This window comes from Philodulcilactobacillus myokonensis (assembly GCF_027923585.1).
GTDB classification, from domain to species: domain Bacteria; phylum Bacillota; class Bacilli; order Lactobacillales; family Lactobacillaceae; genus Philodulcilactobacillus; species Philodulcilactobacillus myokonensis.
Window position 1 is genome coordinate 143,443 of record NZ_BRPL01000002.1, and the last position, 19,600, is coordinate 163,042.

Annotated in this window: 19 protein-coding genes; 8 read left to right on the forward strand and 11 right to left on the reverse strand. The window is 31.9% G+C overall.

Features of this window, described 5'->3' with window-relative positions; all coding sequences use genetic code 11:
- Nucleotides 1–49 precede the first annotated feature (49 nt).
- Nucleotides 50–664, forward strand: a complete 615-nt coding sequence (locus tag WR164_RS00760; protein ID WP_286135630.1) for a helix-turn-helix transcriptional regulator — start codon at nucleotides 50–52, stop codon at nucleotides 662–664.
- A 120-nt stretch (nucleotides 665–784) separates the two neighbouring features.
- On the opposite strand, the gene WR164_RS00765 is transcribed toward WR164_RS00760, so the two are convergent.
- Nucleotides 785–1,042 carry a hypothetical protein gene (locus tag WR164_RS00765; protein ID WP_286135631.1) on the reverse strand — a complete coding sequence of 86 codons (258 nt, stop codon included), beginning with the start codon at nucleotides 1,040–1,042 and terminating at the stop codon, nucleotides 785–787.
- A gap of 517 nt (nucleotides 1,043–1,559) precedes the next feature.
- Nucleotides 1,560–1,844 (reverse strand): hypothetical protein, encoded by a 285-nt coding sequence (locus WR164_RS00770; RefSeq protein WP_286135633.1) that lies wholly within the window; start codon nucleotides 1,842–1,844, stop codon nucleotides 1,560–1,562.
- 933 nt (nucleotides 1,845–2,777) lie between these two features.
- On the opposite strand from WR164_RS00770, the gene WR164_RS00775 reads away from it, so the two are divergent.
- On the forward strand, nucleotides 2,778–3,380 hold the full coding sequence (locus tag WR164_RS00775; RefSeq protein WP_286135634.1) for a TMEM175 family protein: 603 nt from the start codon (nucleotides 2,778–2,780) through the stop codon (nucleotides 3,378–3,380).
- A gap of 40 nt (nucleotides 3,381–3,420) precedes the next feature.
- Here WR164_RS00775 and WR164_RS00780 read toward each other — a convergent pair whose 3' ends face one another.
- The 4 genes from WR164_RS00780 to pnuC form a co-directional block, all read right to left on the reverse strand.
- Entirely contained in the window at nucleotides 3,421–4,374 is a 954-nt protein-coding gene (locus WR164_RS00780) for a hypothetical protein (RefSeq protein WP_286135636.1), read from the reverse strand.
- 197 nt (nucleotides 4,375–4,571) lie between these two features.
- Nucleotides 4,572–5,120, reverse strand: coding sequence for a hypothetical protein (locus WR164_RS00785; protein ID WP_286135637.1), 549 nt, complete (start codon nucleotides 5,118–5,120; stop codon nucleotides 4,572–4,574).
- Nucleotides 5,121–5,146: 26 nt separating this feature from the next.
- The gene (locus WR164_RS00790) at nucleotides 5,147–5,713 is read right to left on the reverse strand and encodes a hypothetical protein (RefSeq protein ID WP_286135638.1); all 567 of its coding nucleotides are present in this window, start codon (nucleotides 5,711–5,713) and stop codon (nucleotides 5,147–5,149) included.
- A gap of 107 nt (nucleotides 5,714–5,820) precedes the next feature.
- Entirely contained in the window at nucleotides 5,821–6,618 is a 798-nt protein-coding gene (pnuC, locus tag WR164_RS00795; RefSeq protein ID WP_286135639.1) for a nicotinamide riboside transporter PnuC, read from the reverse strand.
- Between the two features lie 160 nt (nucleotides 6,619–6,778).
- Here pnuC and WR164_RS00800 point away from each other — a divergent pair, with 160 nt between their 5' ends.
- Nucleotides 6,779–6,949, forward strand: a complete 171-nt coding sequence (locus WR164_RS00800; protein WP_286135640.1) for a hypothetical protein — start codon at nucleotides 6,779–6,781, stop codon at nucleotides 6,947–6,949.
- A 65-nt stretch (nucleotides 6,950–7,014) separates the two neighbouring features.
- Here the strand turns inward: WR164_RS00800 and WR164_RS00805 are convergent, their stop codons facing one another.
- Nucleotides 7,015–7,533, reverse strand: coding sequence for an adenine phosphoribosyltransferase (locus tag WR164_RS00805; RefSeq protein WP_286135641.1), 519 nt, complete (start codon nucleotides 7,531–7,533; stop codon nucleotides 7,015–7,017).
- A gap of 259 nt (nucleotides 7,534–7,792) precedes the next feature.
- Here WR164_RS00805 and WR164_RS00810 point away from each other — a divergent pair, with 259 nt between their 5' ends.
- The 5 genes from WR164_RS00810 (at nucleotide 7,793) to WR164_RS00830 (ending at nucleotide 14,291) form a co-directional block, all read left to right on the forward strand.
- Nucleotides 7,793–9,325 (forward strand): 3'-5' exonuclease, encoded by a 1,533-nt coding sequence (locus WR164_RS00810; RefSeq protein WP_286135642.1) that lies wholly within the window; start codon nucleotides 7,793–7,795, stop codon nucleotides 9,323–9,325.
- A 2-nt stretch (nucleotides 9,326–9,327) separates the two neighbouring features.
- Nucleotides 9,328–10,038, forward strand: a complete 711-nt coding sequence (locus tag WR164_RS00815) for a DarT ssDNA thymidine ADP-ribosyltransferase family protein (RefSeq protein WP_286135643.1) — start codon at nucleotides 9,328–9,330, stop codon at nucleotides 10,036–10,038.
- Nucleotides 10,038–10,685, forward strand: a complete 648-nt coding sequence (locus WR164_RS00820; protein WP_286135644.1) for a DarT1-associated NADAR antitoxin family protein — start codon at nucleotides 10,038–10,040, stop codon at nucleotides 10,683–10,685. The genes WR164_RS00815 and WR164_RS00820 overlap by 1 nt, the downstream gene beginning before the upstream one ends.
- A gap of 62 nt (nucleotides 10,686–10,747) precedes the next feature.
- Nucleotides 10,748–12,568, forward strand: coding sequence for an McrB family protein (locus WR164_RS00825; protein WP_286135645.1), 1,821 nt, complete (start codon nucleotides 10,748–10,750; stop codon nucleotides 12,566–12,568).
- On the forward strand, nucleotides 12,558–14,291 hold the full coding sequence (locus WR164_RS00830) for a nuclease domain-containing protein (protein ID WP_286135646.1): 1,734 nt from the start codon (nucleotides 12,558–12,560) through the stop codon (nucleotides 14,289–14,291). The genes WR164_RS00825 and WR164_RS00830 overlap by 11 nt, the downstream gene beginning before the upstream one ends.
- A 53-nt stretch (nucleotides 14,292–14,344) precedes the next feature.
- Here the strand turns inward: WR164_RS00830 and WR164_RS00835 are convergent, their stop codons facing one another.
- The 4 genes from WR164_RS00835 to WR164_RS00850 all read right to left on the reverse strand — a co-directional run bounded on the left by WR164_RS00835 (nucleotide 14,345) and on the right by WR164_RS00850 (nucleotide 19,600).
- The gene (locus WR164_RS00835) at nucleotides 14,345–15,856 is read right to left on the reverse strand and encodes a xylulokinase (protein WP_286135647.1); all 1,512 of its coding nucleotides are present in this window, start codon (nucleotides 15,854–15,856) and stop codon (nucleotides 14,345–14,347) included.
- Nucleotides 15,857–16,366: 510 nt separating this feature from the next.
- Nucleotides 16,367–17,302, reverse strand: a complete 936-nt coding sequence (locus WR164_RS00840) for a phosphoglycerate dehydrogenase (protein WP_286135648.1) — start codon at nucleotides 17,300–17,302, stop codon at nucleotides 16,367–16,369.
- Between the two features lie 35 nt (nucleotides 17,303–17,337).
- Nucleotides 17,338–18,291 (reverse strand): sugar kinase, encoded by a 954-nt coding sequence (locus WR164_RS00845; protein WP_286135649.1) that lies wholly within the window; start codon nucleotides 18,289–18,291, stop codon nucleotides 17,338–17,340.
- A 25-nt stretch (nucleotides 18,292–18,316) separates the two neighbouring features.
- Entirely contained in the window at nucleotides 18,317–19,600 is a 1,284-nt protein-coding gene (locus tag WR164_RS00850; protein ID WP_286135650.1) for a gluconate:proton symporter, read from the reverse strand.

The following is a 19,600-nucleotide window of genomic DNA, read 5'->3' on the forward strand; positions in this document are numbered from 1 at the left end:
AATCTATTTTTTATAGATTACTTTTATTCTTGATATGAGAGGGACAATAATGAATTTTAAAAATAAAATAAAATTTTATAGAAAACATAATAAATTAACTCAAAAAAATTTAGCAAATAAATTGAATGTTTCTAGTAAAGCTGTTTCACGTTGGGAAACTGGAAAAAACTATCCTGATATAGAAACGCTTATAAAAATCGCTAAACTATTTAATACTTCTGTTGATGATTTATTAAATAATAAAGATGTAGAATTTTATAATAATGCAGTGAACGGTGGGCATAAATTATCAATAATAAAAAAATTTTTATTATATTTAAACGTATTACTGATTGTTTTGGGTTATTTAGAGTTGATCCAACCATATGGAATTCATATTAGTATGATTCCACTATTTTTATTTGTTTTCTCAATTGTTTCATTGTACTTAACTTATAATAATAGAAAAAGCATTTTTAATGATAAACATAAAATAATCGTGATTTTTTCAATTATATTAGTAATAAACACGTTGATTGGTACTCTAGGTGTTGATGTTAAAAATTTGATGTTAATAAATGATAAATTTTATGTTCAAGGATTTATTTTTGGAAGAATAATGCTAATTATTAATGTCTCTTTATTATTTGCTGCTGAAATTTCAATTATAAGAAATAAAAATTGAATAAATTTATGCATTGTTATATATTAAAATTGTTAGTTATAATGCAATCAGTTTCATTGTAATAAGCCATAAAAAAGAACCAGTGTCCCTCTAAAACACTGACTTCTTATTTATTTTGTTTTATATTATCATAATGATTGCCAGCACGATGTTAAACATAATTTCCCAACGCAGGATTCTAAAAATCATGTTTTGAGTATGAAATGATTTGGTGATTTTAATTTGGACTAATGAAACTAGAATAGTGTAGATACATACAAAATTCATCCCATTTTGCGGATGACTGCTATTAACTGACAAAACGATAAATTCCATAAAAGTTAGTAAGATTAAGATTGACATTAGCGTTCGATCATTGATGTTGGACCATTTAAACATGATTGATCACCCCTAAGATATTCTAATTTCTATTTTGATTCTAAATTATTTTAAATACCAACAAAAGCATTGGATATATGCTAGGATGGTTCTAAATAGGGGCATCATAATGAAAAATAAAACTAAATTTTCACTCGCATCAATGGTTGCATTAATATCTGCTTTGTTGATTGCTGGGAAAGAATATTTGAATATCAGTTCTAAATTTAATGATAAAAAGTAATTTTGAAATCATTATCAGTTTACTTAAATTGAAATGAGCTATATAATAATAGTGAAATAAAAAGAGCTTAGGAGTGTGATCCTAAATCCTTTCTAAGCAAGCTGTTTAAAGAACAGTGACTTTTGTTTACAAACGATAATTAATTAAAATAGTTGCCCTTCAACTAGCCAAAGTATCTGGGACGGCTTTTTTAATTACTTCTTGTCAATATAAGTCAACAAGGCAATTAAAAAGATGCCAAAAGTATAAAAGATCGTAACTTAGCTCAATTGCTAGATTACGATCTTTTATTTTTTAAAGAATATACATATAAATAAAATATCCAACCACTAAAATAACGTTTAATATTGCTAATAATACCGTAAATTGAATGACGACCTTTAAGTGATTAAAGGAAAATAATAATTTTAAATGAAGGATAAAGCCGATAATTAAATATGTAATAATATAGGAATCACTGCTAGGATTATCGCTACTGTTTGCAAATATCACCATACATTCCATGAACAGCAATAACAGAATTACGAATGCCAACACATAATCGTTGACGCCTGACCAATCGAACCACTTTTTGAGCATTTAAACAACTCCTAATTTATATTTATTGTGTAGCCAGCTTAGCAACCACACTCTAAATTCCGTTCTACAAATTATGTATTACTGTGATGAGGCATCCTCCAGCATAGAGGGAGTGAAGGGTTTTTGAGTCGATTTTGCCCCTGGTTTGGGAAGAAACAAAATCAATTCATAACTAAACTAAAGCACCCACAGCACGTCGGTCGCTCGAGCCCCGTCATCGCCTATGGCATTTCGGACTTGTCGTTTTAGGCAAGTCGCCGTTAACTGCCGATCCTACTTTTTCGGATCAATCCATCAAAAAAACGCCCTTGATGGACGTTACTAATACGTATTTTTATTATAGTTCGATTAATAACACATTTAACGACCCCTGATGCTTTTAACATCACGTTCAGCCACCATGCTTTCCGTAGCACTCACGTTCGGTATCCTTGTCGTGTCATAGGAAACTTACGAATACCTAAAGGCAATTATTGCAGTGGCTACCTTACGACCTGTCTACTTTTTATGTTCCACCGTTAATTGCGTCGCCTCATCTGACAATCACAATTAATTTAGTACTGGGGTTGATATTACTATCGAGCCCTGTGTGGCTTGGCTCCCACACGGTCTAAGCAGCTAAATCATACCCAATAATCTTTGACAAACAATTATGTAATAGGATATTATAAACATGTATTCGAACATACATTTTCAGTTTCCCCAGGGCCTAATCTGGGGAGCTGCTTACATATTCAATTTTAAGAGGTAGCCATTATGTCGGCTACCTTTTTTGTAAGCTTGATAAAATCAGGTCACTTACAAAATTGAAGCACATTTGTAATTATATCCGATTATGGTAGGGCTGGCAAGATAAATTGAAACTAATTGTAGTTTATTTATGATTTTACGTGTTAATATATATTTAACATTAAACGGTGGGGGGTCATACTTATGAATAAAAGTCGAATTGAAGCCTTTACTGATGCTGTCATTGCAATTATTTTAACGATTATGCTGCTAGAATTAAAGGTTCCCAAATCACTTCATTTTTCAGCTATTTTCCAACAGCTTCCGTATATTTTTTCGTACTCAGTTGGCTACTTGTACATTGGAATCACTTGGTATAACCACCATTATATGTTTTCTAAGGCCCACTGGATCAGTAATAGAATCTTTGCTTACAATTTGCTATGGATGTTTATTACATCATTTATCCCACTTGCAACTGCTTGGGTCGGAGAAGGAATTAACGCGCGTGGGCCAGCTTTGTTTTACGCGTTCATTTATTTAATTTGGACCATTTCTTATATGCTTTTATCGCATAGCATTATCGAATCTGAAATTTATCTAAATCATATGAATTCTGCTCATAGTATTCAAACGATGAAGACATACCGGAACCTGACCAATCCTAAATTTGTGGTAATAGCACTGATTATTTGGGCATTGATCTTAATTTTCATTCCTGCAGTTCAACTCGTTGCCATCACTATTTTTGTCCTTGCTTTTGGTACTTCGACTAATGATGATGGTGATAAAATGTTTAAGAATTAATTGTCGAAAAAAGAACTAGCGTTGACTAGTTCTTTTTTGATTATTCAGCTTGTTTTGAATGGGTTCTGTTTTGCATCAAATACATAATAAAGTAGACGTCTAAAACTACAAACGAGAACATCCATAGGAAAATGTAATAACAGTAAGCAAAGAGAAATTTAAATATTAAAATGAACATCGAATGGTTGGCGCCGCTAAGGGTCCTTCGATCCCTAACAAATCCATACTGAACTGAATCGTGATCAACGAGCCATTGATTGCGGCCTAAATATTCGCCACGGAATGAAACGACTGGAATGCCCGAATGTAAGTAATCATCGTATAAAGATGCTGATGCGGCAGCAGTTTGCATCACTGATTTAGGCATCGGAACATGCAGTTTATACAATAAACTGATAATCATCGTATTGGCAGCTCTGAAATTGAAGAAACCTAGTAGGACTAAGCAAACCATGAACAATTGATTACTTTTCACAATCGTGATGATTGGGCCAAATGGAGAATCAGCGAGTGGATAGATGACCGTATTGATATCAGGCATGATAGCTGCTGGTGAATAGGATGAAATGTCCGAAATAATCACGCCAATCGTAATGATGATGGCTAATGCAAATATGATGGGATGTTTCTTACTTCCATAAGCTTGATTGATGTAGGTAACTAAATCAATGTGGGTCATTAGCATATAGACACAAAATGCCAATGCCACTTGGAAGAAGATATCACCGATTGAATCTGGGACACCCATTAAAAGTCGAACCACTAAGTTTAACAGAATCCCAGCTGGAAACAACAGCTTATAGTTAGTAAAAATTGATGTAATCATCGCTGCCGATCCGATTAAATAAACGATGAATAAAATATTAAGGTATCCAGAGAAGAGGCCCCGTAATAAGTTATCAATCGCAAAGAGGAAGACAATTACATTAATATAAGTGATTGATGCTTTGAAATTAATCCCTTTAGAATTATTAATATCATCATAACCTTTCAATATATAATATAGTTATAATTCTAAAAAGATTTTTGAACCCTAACAAGTGTACTTTTGGTTTACAAAAGGGTGTAAATTGGAATTTTATTTAAAAATATCAAAATAAAAAGTCAGTGCTTTATACACAAGCGCTGGCCTTTTGTGGTTATCACAGACATGTAATAACTTCTTAACTACCAACTTCAATATATAACTTTTTATTTTCCAATCAACTTCTTCGCGTTGGCATACGTGCCGTGATAAGTAAATGAATAGTTATGATAAATTTTATTTCTGGTCATAATTTCAAAGTCAGCCGAAAAATGTTTGTGATTGGATTTATTAACGTCAATTTCCATTAAAACGCGGTGCCCATTGATTTTACGATGGGAAAGCCAGAAGACACTATCGTTAGTGATATTCTTGATTGATTTAACTTTCGTCATTGTGTATACCGTTCCAGCAAAACCAGTTTTTGATTTTGGAAAACGATAAATATGAGCGACTTCACCTTCACAATCGGAATATTTGGTGGATAAAAATGGAACTTTATCAACTAGCAAAGTATCTTTAGTGTATTTAATTGGAAATGACGCAAATTTACTGTGGCTTTTACTGTCAACGTACCAGGTACCTCTGATTTCAGTTGGGGAAGCATGGTGGCCGGCATAACTAGCGTGGGCTTGTTGATTAACGTTACCAATCCCAATTGGTAAGACTAATGCTAAACTGGCAAAAGCAATTGCAAATTTTCTTTTAATCAACATTTTAAAATAGCCTCTTTTGTATAAATTTATTTACCAATTTCCTTTACAACTTTTTTGAAGCCACCCTTTAAAGAGTATGAATAATTATGATGGATCTTGGTTCGAGTCCAAACACCAACATCAGCTGAATAATGTTTTTTACTATGAATATGATCAAGATCCATTGTAATTAGGACATGGTGACCACCAATTTTACGCTTTGAAACGTAAACAATCCCATTTGAAAGTGATTTTTTCATTGTCTTATCTTTTACAATTGTATAAACGTTTCCAGCGAATCCCGTCTGCTTAGGGGCGTAACGATTTACAGAAACAAATAAATTATCGCCACGATTATCAAAGCTGTTATATCCAGTTTTCAAAAATTTAATTTTATTCATATAAAGATGGTGCTTAGTAAACTTAATCTTAACGGTTCTGACGTGGTTACTAACATTTTTAAATGTTTGGTACCATGTGCCTCTGAGTTCGGTTGGAAATTGGTTTGGTCCCTTATAACTAGCGTGGGCTTGCTGATTAACGGCACCGATTCCAACTGGTAATACTAATGCTAAACTGGCAAAAACGGTAGCAAATTTTCTTTTGATTGACATAGATAGGGCTTCTTTTTCATAAATTATATTTATGTTAACTTGCCGATGAAATTTTGACAAGTCGAAAATTATCCACAACTAAATGGTTGTGGATAACTTTTTATAATTTAGTTTTGCTTTAAAATGTATGTCCATTTATACCAACCATAGATTGAATTGGTCAAACTGACGACGTAGAAGGCAACCATGATCGGATTGAAACTTAAAATCCAGAGAATAATTTCTGCCATGTTGGCAATGTTCCAAAGCAACCACTGACTTGAACCGTAACGCATGACCATTAGTGCCATGGCGTAAAATTGAACGATGGCGCTTAGGGCGTCAAGCCATGGATGTGGATCCAGCGTTGTGGATATAAATGGAACGTGGAGTAGAAAGATTCCCATACCGAACCAACTAATTGCGAAAAGGATAATCAAAATGAACCAGCCTTTAAATGATAGTGATTTAGATTCAACGACATTTTTCGTTTCAGAATCACTCTTCATATTTTTAGCAGTCCAGGTGTAGATGCCGATAAATTCAAGCACCAAGAAATACAAATTTAAATAAACCTCACCGTATAAATAGCTAACGAACGAAATATAAATATAACTAACATTGTTTAAAATCGCCCAGAAATAATTAGTAATTTTTCCATCAGCTTCAATCGTGACATTTAAAATGCCGGTGATTCCTGAAAATAAACCGAGTAATCCGATAAACGTTGTATCGGGTGCGATCGACAGGTGGTGGGGTGTATAAATGATGAAGAATGAGCAGAGTTGAATTAAAAGTAAAAAGATGATGTATAGTCCCCGCCCCAGTTGCATATGGAACAATTCCTTGATAATATTCTTCGGATTAAAGGCGAGGCTAGCGGCTTCTTTGATGATTGCTTTTGTTGATGGTGTTGAATGGTCCATGGTGATTCCTTCCTTATGATTTGAATATAAATTGGCTATATCTTAACTCGAATCATGAATTTAAACAATTGAAACATAATATATGACTTGTATATTAAGTGTGCTATAATACGACTTATAAAAAGTAACCAACATGTTTTTTATAAAGAAGGTTTTAAAAATGAAAAATGGTATGCTAAAAGACCTCTTGCATCTACACAATTTGATTAAAAATAACTACGAGAATGAAAAATATGAAGAGTTTGGAAACTGGTATAGTAATCGCAAAAATTTAGCAAATAAAAAATATTACCATCGCAATGATGAACAAGAAAGCGATGCGAAGAAATAAAAAGAAGCCTCACAGCTACGACGTTAAATCGTGGTTGTGAGGCTTTTTTGTTCAGTATTAATTTACTATCCCTCGTATTTTTGCAATGAAACTAAATCCAAACCATTAATATTCTTGCGGCCATTTAACTTGGTTAATTCAAGAATGACGCCAGCACCCACGACGGTACCACCTAAATCCGAAATTAAATTTGCGGTCGTTTTTAAGGTGCCACCAGTGGCGAAGACATCGTCAATGATGACAACGTGTTTACGGTCTTGAACGTCTTCTTTTCTGAGGTTCAATGAATCTTCACCATATTCCAGTTTGTAGGACATGCCGACTGAATCACCAGGAAGTTTGCCTGGTTTTCTAGCAGGTGCAAACCCGATGCCCAATTTGTAGGCGACAGCGGATCCAAAGACAAAGCCATTTGCTTCTGGTCCAACAATTAGATCAGCGTGGTTTGATTTAGCATAATCAGCTAAATGGTCAATGATATATTTAAAAACATTCGGTTCTTCCATGAGTTTGGAAACATCGTTAAAACGAATCCCGGTCACTGGAAAGTTATGATAGACATCGATATATTTGAGTAAATTCATGATAGGACCTCCATATTCAACATTCTTAATATATGAATATTATACACTAAAATATGGATAAATGTTCGTAAAAATAAAAAAATAATTTCTCCTAATGTAAAACAGAAGTACACTTGTTAATAATTACGATTATATTAAAATAAAATAAAAATAATAAATATAAAAATATTTTAATGTTTTATGGATTTGAAAAATAATTTAATAACAATTATACTTATTTTATCAATATATATTTAAGAAAAGGAGAAATATTGTTGATATGAATGATGAAAGAAAGTTACCTAAAATGATTGGCGAACAATGTCGAATATTATATTTACCTGATGATGATAATCAAGTTGTTTTAGGCGTTGCGGGTAGTGGAAAATCTGTTGAAGCAATTTATCGCGCATTATGGATTAGTATTTCAAATCCAAAAGATAAAATTGTTGTTTTAACTTATAACCGTAAAGTTAATGACACAATCGATACATATATAAATAATTATAAAAATAATGATGATATTAACGAATATAATAATATAAAGGTAAAGACAATTTTTAGTTATTGCTATTATTTAATTAATCATTATTCTGCTAAACCTAATAGTATTCTATATGGGTTAAAACATAAATTAAATAATGAATTAAAGTATCCTTTACGAGCAATTAAATCATCAAAAGATGATGAAATAATATCTAAAGCTGTTCAGATAGTCAAAGATCAATTTCCTGATGCAAGTCTTTGGCAGAAAAATGATTATATTAATTTTATTAAAAACGAAATTGGATGGATGCAAGATAATAGAATTGGTTACTATAGAGGTGCTCGCAAATACTACATTCATGTTTCTAGAATTGGAAGAGGTAGTGAACGAATATCTAGTCAACAAAGAGAAACAATGTATAGTATTTATAAACATTATTATTTTATAAGGACGTTAAAATATTATAAATTATTTAATTTTAAAGATATTTACAGATTAATACCGGATTTAGATATACCTGAAAATGATAAACCTAAATATATTATCATCGATGAAGTTCAAGATGTATCACCTAGCATGTTTAACGCACTTAACTATATTATTCGAAATGATGGGCGTTGGAGTGTGTTTGGTGATTTAGCTCAAAATATATTTGGACAACAAATATCATGGCAATCATTAGGATTAAATAATATTAAAAAACAATACCGCTTAAAGAAAAATTATAGAAATAGTAGAGAGATTGGTCTATTAGCTAAGAGTATATTGCGAAATAAGTATTTTGATGATAATAATCATAAATTTATTCAACCGATTCCTTCCGATAAAAAAGGTGAATGTCCAAGAATAATATCTGAAGACGAAGCATTATCTTCTAGTGAAGGTGTAATTAATAAAATAAATAATTGGTTGAAAAATGAAACCAGTATTGCAATTATTACCATGAATACTTATGTAATGTATCAAGTAAAAAATATTTTAAACGATTATTATAAAAATAAAATTCCTGATAATATTAAAATTTTAACCATTAATAAAGTAAAGGGATTAGAATTTGATAATGTGGTTCTTTATGGAATTGATACTCCACAAATGTATGGGAATGGTTATTACGATCGACCAGAAATAATTTCTGATGAACACAATTTAGCTGATCGAACACTTATTGAAGATAAAATGAGTGATGATGATAAAGCAATTATTGCTAAAAGAATATACGTTTCAATTACTAGGGCTAGAAAAGGTTTGCTTTTAGTATATAAAAGAAACAGTTTAGATTTTCTTTTTTCTAATTTAATTAATATATTAAGAGATAGTGGTGATTAAATATGAACATAAATAAAATATTTGGTTTCATGGAGGAGAAATTAAAAAAGACAAAAACTAGACCAATTAGTAAAAATTATGGTGTAATTTCAACACCATACAAGAATATAATTCAAAAAAGAGGGATAACTTGTTTATGTCATTTTACTAAATCTAGTAATTTACCATTTATTTTTGGTAATGATGATAGTAATAATGGTCTTATGTCTACAACTCACATTGCTCAATCCAAATATTTACAGCAAATTGATAAAAGGCGTTTTGATGGTCATGAAGATTACATTAGCTGTTCGGTTCAAAAAATTAATACCCGTTTTTATAACTTTAGAGAACGGAAAAATAAGGATGATCTTTTTCATGAATGGGCAATTGTATTTATCGATCCGAGTGTAATAAATAATACGTCATTATTTTGTCAAACTAATGCAGCTGTTCGTAATGGCGCACTTATTGAAAGCGGACCAACAGCATTTGAATCATTATTTAATAAAGTAACTCTTGCCGCACGTGGCCGTAAAACATATCGTAATGCTAATTATCCTCCTAATCGTCCAACTGATATGCAAGCTGAAGTTATGATAAAAGATAGAATCCCTAAAAATAAGTTACTTGGCGTAGCTTTTCCTGAACATTCTAGAAATTATGAAATCAAAAGAATGAAATTTTGGAATTCAGATAATATTGATATTAGACCATGGGAGGAATGGGAATAATGGCTCGTCGTTTTGTTTATTATATTGATAAATCAAATCATTATAAGAAAGTTAGTATTGACTTTAAATGGGAACCTGGATTTGCACTATCACAGAAGCAAAAATCTGTTGATAATTTGCAAAATGCATTTAAGAATAAATTTCCTAATTTAAAAGTAATTGAGACATCTTCAGCATCTAAATCATTTTTAGGTAAACATGCTAGTGCATTTAATCTAGACATGGAAACAACCCATGGTAAATACAAAGTTGAGCAATTATTTCAAGCAGGTAAAGTATATGAAGAAGCTGGATCTCAGGAAAAACTTTTAGAATTAAAACCATGGGAGGCTAAAAAGCAAATTCACAGGATTAATGATGATGATCAACTGAATTCTTTTATATTATTTAATAAAGTTTTTCCGTTAACTCCTAAGACTCTCTTTTACAATTGGATTTATATTAATGCCTTAAATCAGAATCGAAAAATTGCTAAAAGCATATTAGAATATGATGCTTTTACTGATATTTATGATAATCCTAAAAGAACCATTAATACTCAATCTGAAGCATGTTCAATTTATGTTTCTTTATTTAGGCGAGGGGTATTAAATGAAGCATTGAGTGATAAAAATAACTTTAAAAGAATTGTTTATGAAGAAAATTAAGTTTTAGATGACGAGATTATAATAACTTGTTATCTATTTTTATTATTTTCGGAGGTTTAATTATGAATTTTAATGAACAAATAATTGATAAATATAAAGACGATAATATTCATGGATACATATTGGGATATTTTAATTCAGAGAATGGGATTCGAATTAATCATCATAATAATGAAAAATATATTTTAATGAAAATTGTATATTTTAACTTAGAATTACCTTATCCAATTCATAATGGACAAGTATACATATCATTAAGAAAAATATCTGATAATGAAGAAGATGTGGACGAAAATTATTTTAATAACAAATTGATTATTGTTGATTTATTTAAATTATATAAAGAAGAAGATCATTATAACTGTATTTGTAATAATGCGTATGTGATTGAGAATAAATGGAACTTTTCAAAAATATCTTCAATTTTTATTACAGATAATAATTTTAAAAATAATATCTTGAATGATAATAATGAATTGGACAGTAATAAATCAAATGAATTCTTGAATAATAGTTATTATTTGGAGGATACAAATGGTCAGGTTGATTTATTATCATCTAAATTAATTCTGAAATCTGTAAATGAATATTCTTATATTTTTTGTGATATTAGTTTAAATATTATTAATAATTCGTCAAAGAAGAATCAAAATTTTAATCCTTTTAATGATAGTAAATATATTAAAGTTAGTAATTCTGAATTAAGGCAAAATTATTCTCAAATTGAAGACAAGTATTATTTATCAAATATTTATCTTGATAATACAATTAATTCTTTAAATGTTGATGAATCGATTGTTAATTCATTTTTTAAAACACTAAATGAATATCAATTGCATTTTAAATTATCAGATATAATTAACTTACATACTTCAATCAAAAGTAATTTATTAACGATTATCTCCGGATTAAGTGGGATGGGTAAATCTAAAATTATAACAGCTTACGCTGATGCATTGGGTATTAAAAATGATTCTCAATTTAATATGATATCGGTTAGGCCATTTTGGCAAGATGATGCTGATTTATTAGGATTTGCTGATACTATGAATAATATGTATCATCCTGGAGATTCTGGATTAGTTAATACATTAATTGAAGCTAATCAACATCCAGATAAGTTATATATTATTGTTTTTGATGAGATGAATTTAGCTAGAATCGAATATTATTTTTCACAATTTCTTTCTGTGATGGAAAAAGCTCCTCAAGATCGGTATATCAGATTATATGATAAAAGTTTAAAATCTAAACTAAATGATAGTGAACAAATAGATTATAAAATAAAATTACCATCAAATATTAGATTTGTAGGAACTATTAACGTTGATGAATCAACGTTTACTATCTCTGATAAAGTATTGGATCGTTCTAATATTATTAGTTTACAGAGAATTCCATTTCAAAATGATAATAATTATTATAAATATGATGGGAAAAACATTTTAAATGGTTCATGTTCTTGTGATAGTTATAAATTAACTATCCATAATAATTATTCGTTTAATAAAAATGAATTAAAATTCTTTGATAATTTAAATCAAAGCATTTCTTATTATTTGCCAGATGTTGGAATTAGTTGGCGTAATTTAAATAGTATTGGTAAATTTCTTTCAAATGTTTCACATTTTGAATCATTTTATAATAAATTAGGATTTAATGAATCGAGTGCATTTGATTATCAAATTGCTCAAAAAATTATTCCTAAAATAAGAGGAACGCGTGAAATGTTAATGCCATTGATTGATTATAAGAATGATGATAATGAAAACAATATTAATTTTATTTTAAATAGATATAATGATTTATCCGATTTTCGTATCACTAAAAAAGCATTAAGAAATAAATTACGAGAATTAAAGGTGATGGGATTTGCTAAATAATCATAATTCGGATCAAAAATTATCTAATGTTATTAAGATAATATCAATCGATAATAAAAGTAATTCTAAATCATTAAGTTTTTCAAGAAAGGGATCAAACTTAAAAACTGAAAATACTTTTACAATTTACGATGAAAATACTAAATATGAATTCATTATTAATTTAAAAAAAGATGATAAGCTATATATTGATGGACTTGAAATGTTAGGAATAAATAATATTAAACACTTTGATTCTAATGGTTACTACATTAAAGGTTTTAAACATGATTTAGAATTAAAACTTTACGATGAAAACAATCAGTCTAACAAGTATTTACCAGGAAAATATATAATTCATTTAATTCGAAATCATTGTGATTATTATTCTTGGTTAGTAGTTAATCCCAAGTTTTTACAGAGTAGTGAATATAATAAATTATTATACGATTTAGAACATAAAATTGATGCGTTGTCTATGGGATCTTCTTTTGGAATTCACGGGGCTAAAAATGGTCCATTAATATTAAAAAATGATCTAAAATTATTAGAAATTTTTGAAAATAAATTTATTGATTTTAGAAATGCAATTTTTAAAATATCTAAAAATCCTAGAAATGAAATCTCCACTACACATAAATGGAGTAAGAGTACTAAATTCATTGGTGGTTTGGATTATTTAAGCGTTATGAAAATGTCTCAATATCATTGTAGTAATAACTTTTATGTTAAATATCATTGCATTAATTATGCTATACCAGATAATATAAAATTAAAAAATGAATTATATAAAATTAAATTAACGGCATATGATTTATATAAAAGGTATAAAGATGTAATTAATTCATTTAAAACTATTAGACTATATAATTATATGAAATTAATCGATCAATTATTTAGTGATTCATGGATGAAAACGGTTCCTTTAAAATTTGATTATAATCCTTCTTTAGGTAATTATTTGTTAAATCATAATTATTTATTTATACATAATTTACTTAATCAAATTTATAATCTTCGTTTAGACACAATTAATTATCCACGTTATTTCTTATTTGATTCAAAACCAACAGAAAAACTTTATGAATTATGGGGATTTTTAGAGACAATTGAAGCATTGAAAACAATGGGGTTTATTATAACTTCTGAATCATTATTAGATTGCTTTGAAGAGACCGATTCAATGCAAATTGTTAAAAATGGTCTTAGCCAAGAACTTCCTATTAATATGGTTTTAAATCATAAAATGCACCATGATTTTAGAAATATTAAATTAAGTATCATCTATAATAATCATATTAAAGATAAATCAATTGAAGAACCCATTAGAACAGTTAACAAGCACGATAAACCAGATATCAGGATTCATGTTTTTGATGCTAAAGATGTTTTTATGGGAACCATAATTATTGATACTAAATATAGAAATCCACAAAATGTTTTTAGTCATCATTTTAGTAATAATGCTAGAGAACAGTTATTTGAATATAGTCATGGAATATTTAGCAATAATATATTTTCTTCCGATACTTATCCAAGAGAATTAAGAAATTATGCTAAAAAACACCCAGTGGTTGAATCAGTGGGTGTAATGTTTCCTAAAATAAATGAAGTTAGTGATAAATACGACAAACTAAAAAATCTTCATAATATAATTTCATTCCATGCTAATCCTGATAATAGACAGCATTTGATTAATTTTATTAAAAATAGTATTAACTCAATTTTATCCACTTTTAATTAAATTGAGTAAAAGACTAGTTACCTCAAAAAAGGCAACTAGTTTTTTGTTTACTATTATTTTTTATCAATCACACTCGAAAAATCCTTATAATACTGTTTAACGCTCTGGTAAGCTTTCTTATACATCTCAAAGTAACGGTTGTAAAGTTGATGATTCTTCATGTTCGGACTGACCTTTTGATCAATCTTGATCCATTTTGAAACATCTTCAGCGTTCACTTCATGAATTCCAATTCCAGCTAAAATAGCACTACCCAGATTGGCTTCACCACCGGTTTTAGTGGTTAAAACAGTCTTACCGGTTACATCAGCAACCATCTGGACCATTTTTTTGGAGTGGCTAACTCCACCAACCAACGTGATGACCCCATCTGGTTTCGCACCGAATTGATCAATCCCATCACGAATAGCGTAAGCCAAGGCTTCTTGAAATGCATTGTAGATTTCGTATTTAGTGGTCTTCAATGAAATGCCTAGGATGGTTCCACGGACGGTGGAATCCCAGAGTGGGCTGCGTTCGCCCATAAAGTATGGCAAGACAATCAAGCCATTACTGCCAATTGGTACGTTTAAACTATGCTGATTCAATTCATTAATGGAAGCTTTATCCGTTAATTCAATTCCGAACTCTTTTGCAAACCAAGTGACAATCGCACCGGCAGTATTAGCACCGGCAAAGTTATAGTAGTATTGCGTCGGTTTATAAGCGTATGGCCAAATGATGAGGTTGTGGTTTCTGAGCGGATGATCGGTTACCATGGCTGCACTCATAGAAGTGCCAGCAGCTACGGTAATCTTACCCGGTTTAAACACACCGGTACCGACCGTAGCAGGACCCACGTCAACACCAGTGTTAAAGATTGGGATCCCAGCTTTCAAACCTAATTCTTTAGCCCATTCATCTCTAAGGTAGCCAGCCGGATCCGTGCTTTGAATGAATTTCTGTGGTAATTTTTTTAAATCAATCCCAAGTTTAAACGCAATCGAGTTCGACCACTTATCATGGTCAATGTCGAAGATTCCGGCGAGGTTACCAGCAGCGGAATAGTTCATACTTAAGTTGCCGGTTAAATGGCGAATTATGTATGATTCTGGTGGCAGAAATTTGGCCGTTTTTTGGTATAAATCGGGATGGTGCTTCTTGATCCACATGATTTTGGTGAAACCATAATAGGGGTCGGCAATATTAGCAGATACCTTTTCTAATTCTTTATTGCCAACAATTGTTTCGGCTTCAGCGGCTTCATGTGTGGCACGACGATCCATCCAAATTAAAGTGGGGCCAATAATCTTGCCACTTTGATCAACTGGAATGCCAGAACCGGCGTATAGTCCATCAATGCCAATTGCGACAATGTCTTTTGCATCAACTTTAGTAGCTAGAATTCTGATTAACGAGATGGCTGCCTCGAACCAGTCATTCGCATTTGCTTCCACCCATCCATAGTGGGGTGTTTTAATTTGATAGCTAGCTTTTTCCTGATCAATAATGCTGCCATTGCTTGAAATGAGAATGGCTTTCGTGCTAGAAGTTCCGATATCAATACCAATGAGATATTTAGCCATGGTTAAGGCCTTCCTTTAATGTTTATGATGTGTAGTGGTTATGCTTAAAATGCTTCATACTTTTGTAACCGCTTACACATATAGTATAGCATTAATCGGATAAATAGGTATCTTTAATATTTATTAAGATATTAAAAAATCGCATTAAGAAATTATAATGCGGTTTAATTATGATATTTAGTTCTTATGTGCTTCATTATGAAATAAATGATACTTTCCAGTAAAAACATTATTAATAGAAATGAAATAGAATAATCACTAAAGAAGGGTTTATGGAAGAAGATGCTTACTAAAGCGATTCCAATAATGCCCCCTGACATTGGAGGCCAGATGCTATTAAAATATGTATTTTTTATTTTCATAAGATTGTTCAGCTTCCCTTTAATAAATTTATTTTATTGTAACATTGGTGGTTTTTTAATCCAATTTAATTCATAATTTAATATAAACAAAAATGGACTCTCACATTATAAAAATGTAGGCGTCCATTTTTAATTAATGTTAATTATTTTAACGATATACGTTCCACTGCGGTTTTTTACCTTCCAAAGTTTTCACAATTTCACTAGCAGCATCATATGCCATTCTGCCCATGCATTCAACTGTATTTGATGCAATATGAGGAGTTAGTAAAACATTTTTAAAATTGTATAGTGGACTATCTGATGGAAGTGGTTCTTTGTCATAAACATCCAAAGCAGCACCCTTAATTTTGCTATTCTTTAAGGCGTCAATTAAATCATGGGTCTTAATTAGGGGACCACGAGCTAAGTTAATTAGAACGGCAGAGTCTTTCATCATGCCAAATTCACGACTGGTAATGCTTCCCTTAGTTGATGGTAAAACGGGCATGTGTAACGTAATGATATCGGATTCTTTGAACAAGGTATCACGATCAACGGCTTTGCCAATTTCAGGATCTTTTAGGTTAGGTGAATAAATAATGATATTGACATTCATGGCACTCATTTTCTTAGCAACCATTTTACCAATCCGACCATATCCTAAAATGCCAAGGGTCTTACCTGCTAAATCAAACCCCATGTGGAGTTTCTTATAGTTCCAGTTGTTTTTGTGCATTGCAATTGAATCATTTGTTAAATTTTTAGATAAATCAAATATTTCCGCTAACGTGGTTTCAGCGACAGTCGAGGCATTGGCAAGTGGGGTAATGGTGACGTAGATTCCATGAGCTTTCATAAAATTAACATCGATATTATCGTAGCCAACACCATTTCTAGCAATAATTTTTAGATTAGGCATTTTTTTGACGGTATCATTTGGAAACGGAGCGGTGCCTAGAATGATTCCGTAAGCATCGCTGGCTAAATTAAGTAATGTTGAAATTTTTTTATCTGGTAATTCAACAACATCAAAACCATGATTCTTTAATAATTCTTTTCCAGAATCTGATAATGTTTTTTGGACAGCAATTTTTTTAGTCATAATTGAATCCTCCTAACTGAATAAATAGTAGTCTTTTATTTCAAACTATGGTAGAAATTGGCTAATTCTTTTGGAGTTGGATAACCATCATTGTCACCAGGGGTCTGAACCTGAAGTGATCCAATGGCATTACCCCGTGTAACAGCCTCTTTTAAGGATTTATGTTCTAGCAAAGCTGAGATGACACCAACTGCAAATCCGTCACCAGCACCAACGGTATCGACAACATGCTGGGCTTTAAATCCAGGGACGATATACGAATCACCGGCTTTAGTTTTCACATAGGCACCCCTTGGACCAATTTTAACTAAAACGGCGCTCGTTCTCCGACCATTTTTAAGATAATAATTAGCAATTGTCTCGGGATTATTGGTACCAATCAAAACTTTGCCTTCCTTCGATCCCGGCATGACGATGTCAGCATCCTTTGCTAATTCATTAATGGTCTTAATCATATCTTTGCGATTGTCCCATAGTGATGGCCGTAAGTTCGGATCAAAGGTAATGAAGATGTGCTGATTGATTAATTCCTGCATTAATTTCTTAAACGATGCCCTTGATGTTTGAGACAATGCCGGGAAAATGCCGGACATGTGAGCAATTTTAATTCCGGATAAATCGACATTATTAAATTGATCTGGACTTAAGTTGGCGGCAGCAGAATTAGTCCGGTAGTTAAACGTTTCTGGATCTCCGTGAGTAACCAACTGTTTTAATTGATGCCCTGTCCAGTGTTTTGAATCAAATGAAATGTAATTGGTACCAATTTGATGGCTTTCAATTACCTTTTTAGCAAACTTGCCGAGTGGATCGGTCCCTAACTGCGTAATGTATTCGGTTGAATGACCTAAACGCTGAACACCAATTGCAACGTTCAATTCTGCCCCACCTAAGATTTTGGTGTAGTGGGTGGAATCAACCAGGCTAGCGTCAGCATCAGTCGATGCAAAGGTAACGACCGGTTCACCCATTGTAATAAATTCACTCATTTTAAATCCCTCACTTTCGGATTAATTAACCAAAGAAGTGCCAAACTAAAATTTCATTAATGATCGATACAATCCACATAATCGGAACCCCGAATTTAAGGAGTCGCTGTGGAGTAATCTTCATGTAGCCAATCCCCCAGACATTCCATGACTGTGTGATATCGGTTGAAACGGCGAGTAAAGTTGGAACATACATTAGGGGCAACAAGTACATATCGCTAAACATGCCAGTTGCTGAAAGAACGGCAGCAGTGGCGGCACCAGCGCCCCAGACATGGAGTGGACCTCTGAATAGTGCTAGTGGCGATAGAATCCCGATTGCTAGTGATAATACAAGGGTGCTATGCGGGATAATGGCATTGAAAAATCCTTTGAATCTGGCAGCATTTAACTGGGCTGCAGCCGCAAACATTACTAGTGCCATTAAGAACATGATTAATCCAGAAATATCATTAATTGATTGTTTGATTGATTCATCCAAAAACTGTTTGAATTCCTTAATGTGTTTCATATGACCAGTAATCAACATGGCTAGGATACTTGATAAAATTAATGCTGGAACGGCATCCCACTTTAAAACCATGTTAAGAATGACTGGGATAACTGGAATGATGAATGCAAACCAGCTCACCTTTTTAGCTTCTTCTTTATTGGTTGCGCCGATGGCACTTAAGTTTTGAGCAGCTTTGGTGGGATCAATCTTTTTGCGTTTAATAATCAAGAAGATAATAACTGCGATCAATTGAATCACCATTGCCGACCACCCGAAAACTAGGTAGTGAGCATTATATTGGGCATTGGGAAACAATGGTTTCATTTGGTTAAACAAAACGACGTTGACGTACATTGCAGCCCCAATTGATAAGACGTACGTTGTTAACGCTATATCCCTTGGCAGTCCGAGTGATAGTAGGATTGGAAGTAAGATAACGCCAATGGCAATGACCGACCCGACACCGTATGAACTAACGAATAGTAGAGCGGTAACCAGGACAACGAGGATAGCTGCTAAAAGGGGCTTCTTGCGGCCGATTTTATTGGTATTGTATGAAATTGCTGGTGCAATTCCACTATTAACGAGGACCCTGCCAAACCAGGATCCAAAGACAATGTAAATAATGGTTGATCCATATTTTAGAGCAGGTTCGGTAAAGACATTCGTAAGGGCTGTTTGATATGGAATTAATCCAATCACTGACCACAAGATAGCCATGATGAAGAATCCCATCATTAAGTCGCCACCCTTAATGATGTAGTAGATGAAAATTAGAAATAAAATTAATAGAAGTGTAGCAATGACAGCGTTCAA

What these genes read in the sequence shown, in the direction of transcription:
- WR164_RS00810 (WP_286135642.1), top strand. Translation starts at nt 7,793, where the DNA reads ATGAATGATGAAAGAAAGTTACCTAAAATGATTGGCGAACAATGTCGA.
- WR164_RS00760 (WP_286135630.1), top strand. Translation starts at nt 50, where the DNA reads ATGAATTTTAAAAATAAAATAAAATTTTATAGAAAACATAATAAATTA.
- WR164_RS00765 (WP_286135631.1), bottom strand. Translation starts at nt 1,042, where the DNA reads ATGTTTAAATGGTCCAACATCAATGATCGAACGCTAATGTCAATCTTA.
- WR164_RS00770 (WP_286135633.1), bottom strand. Translation starts at nt 1,844, where the DNA reads ATGCTCAAAAAGTGGTTCGATTGGTCAGGCGTCAACGATTATGTGTTG.
- WR164_RS00845 (WP_286135649.1), bottom strand. Translation starts at nt 18,291, where the DNA reads ATGAGTGAATTTATTACAATGGGTGAACCGGTCGTTACCTTTGCATCG.
- WR164_RS00790 (WP_286135638.1), bottom strand. Translation starts at nt 5,713, where the DNA reads ATGTCAATCAAAAGAAAATTTGCTACCGTTTTTGCCAGTTTAGCATTA.
- WR164_RS00775 (WP_286135634.1), top strand. Translation starts at nt 2,778, where the DNA reads ATGAATAAAAGTCGAATTGAAGCCTTTACTGATGCTGTCATTGCAATT.
- WR164_RS00815 (WP_286135643.1), top strand. Translation starts at nt 9,328, where the DNA reads ATGAACATAAATAAAATATTTGGTTTCATGGAGGAGAAATTAAAAAAG.
- WR164_RS00835 (WP_286135647.1), bottom strand. Translation starts at nt 15,856, where the DNA reads ATGGCTAAATATCTCATTGGTATTGATATCGGAACTTCTAGCACGAAA.
- WR164_RS00800 (WP_286135640.1), top strand. Translation starts at nt 6,779, where the DNA reads ATGAAAAATGGTATGCTAAAAGACCTCTTGCATCTACACAATTTGATT.
- pnuC (WP_286135639.1), bottom strand. Translation starts at nt 6,618, where the DNA reads ATGGACCATTCAACACCATCAACAAAAGCAATCATCAAAGAAGCCGCT.
- WR164_RS00805 (WP_286135641.1), bottom strand. Translation starts at nt 7,533, where the DNA reads ATGAATTTACTCAAATATATCGATGTCTATCATAACTTTCCAGTGACC.
- WR164_RS00785 (WP_286135637.1), bottom strand. Translation starts at nt 5,120, where the DNA reads ATGTTGATTAAAAGAAAATTTGCAATTGCTTTTGCCAGTTTAGCATTA.
- WR164_RS00825 (WP_286135645.1), top strand. Translation starts at nt 10,748, where the DNA reads ATGAATTTTAATGAACAAATAATTGATAAATATAAAGACGATAATATT.
- WR164_RS00820 (WP_286135644.1), top strand. Translation starts at nt 10,038, where the DNA reads ATGGCTCGTCGTTTTGTTTATTATATTGATAAATCAAATCATTATAAG.
- WR164_RS00840 (WP_286135648.1), bottom strand. Translation starts at nt 17,302, where the DNA reads ATGACTAAAAAAATTGCTGTCCAAAAAACATTATCAGATTCTGGAAAA.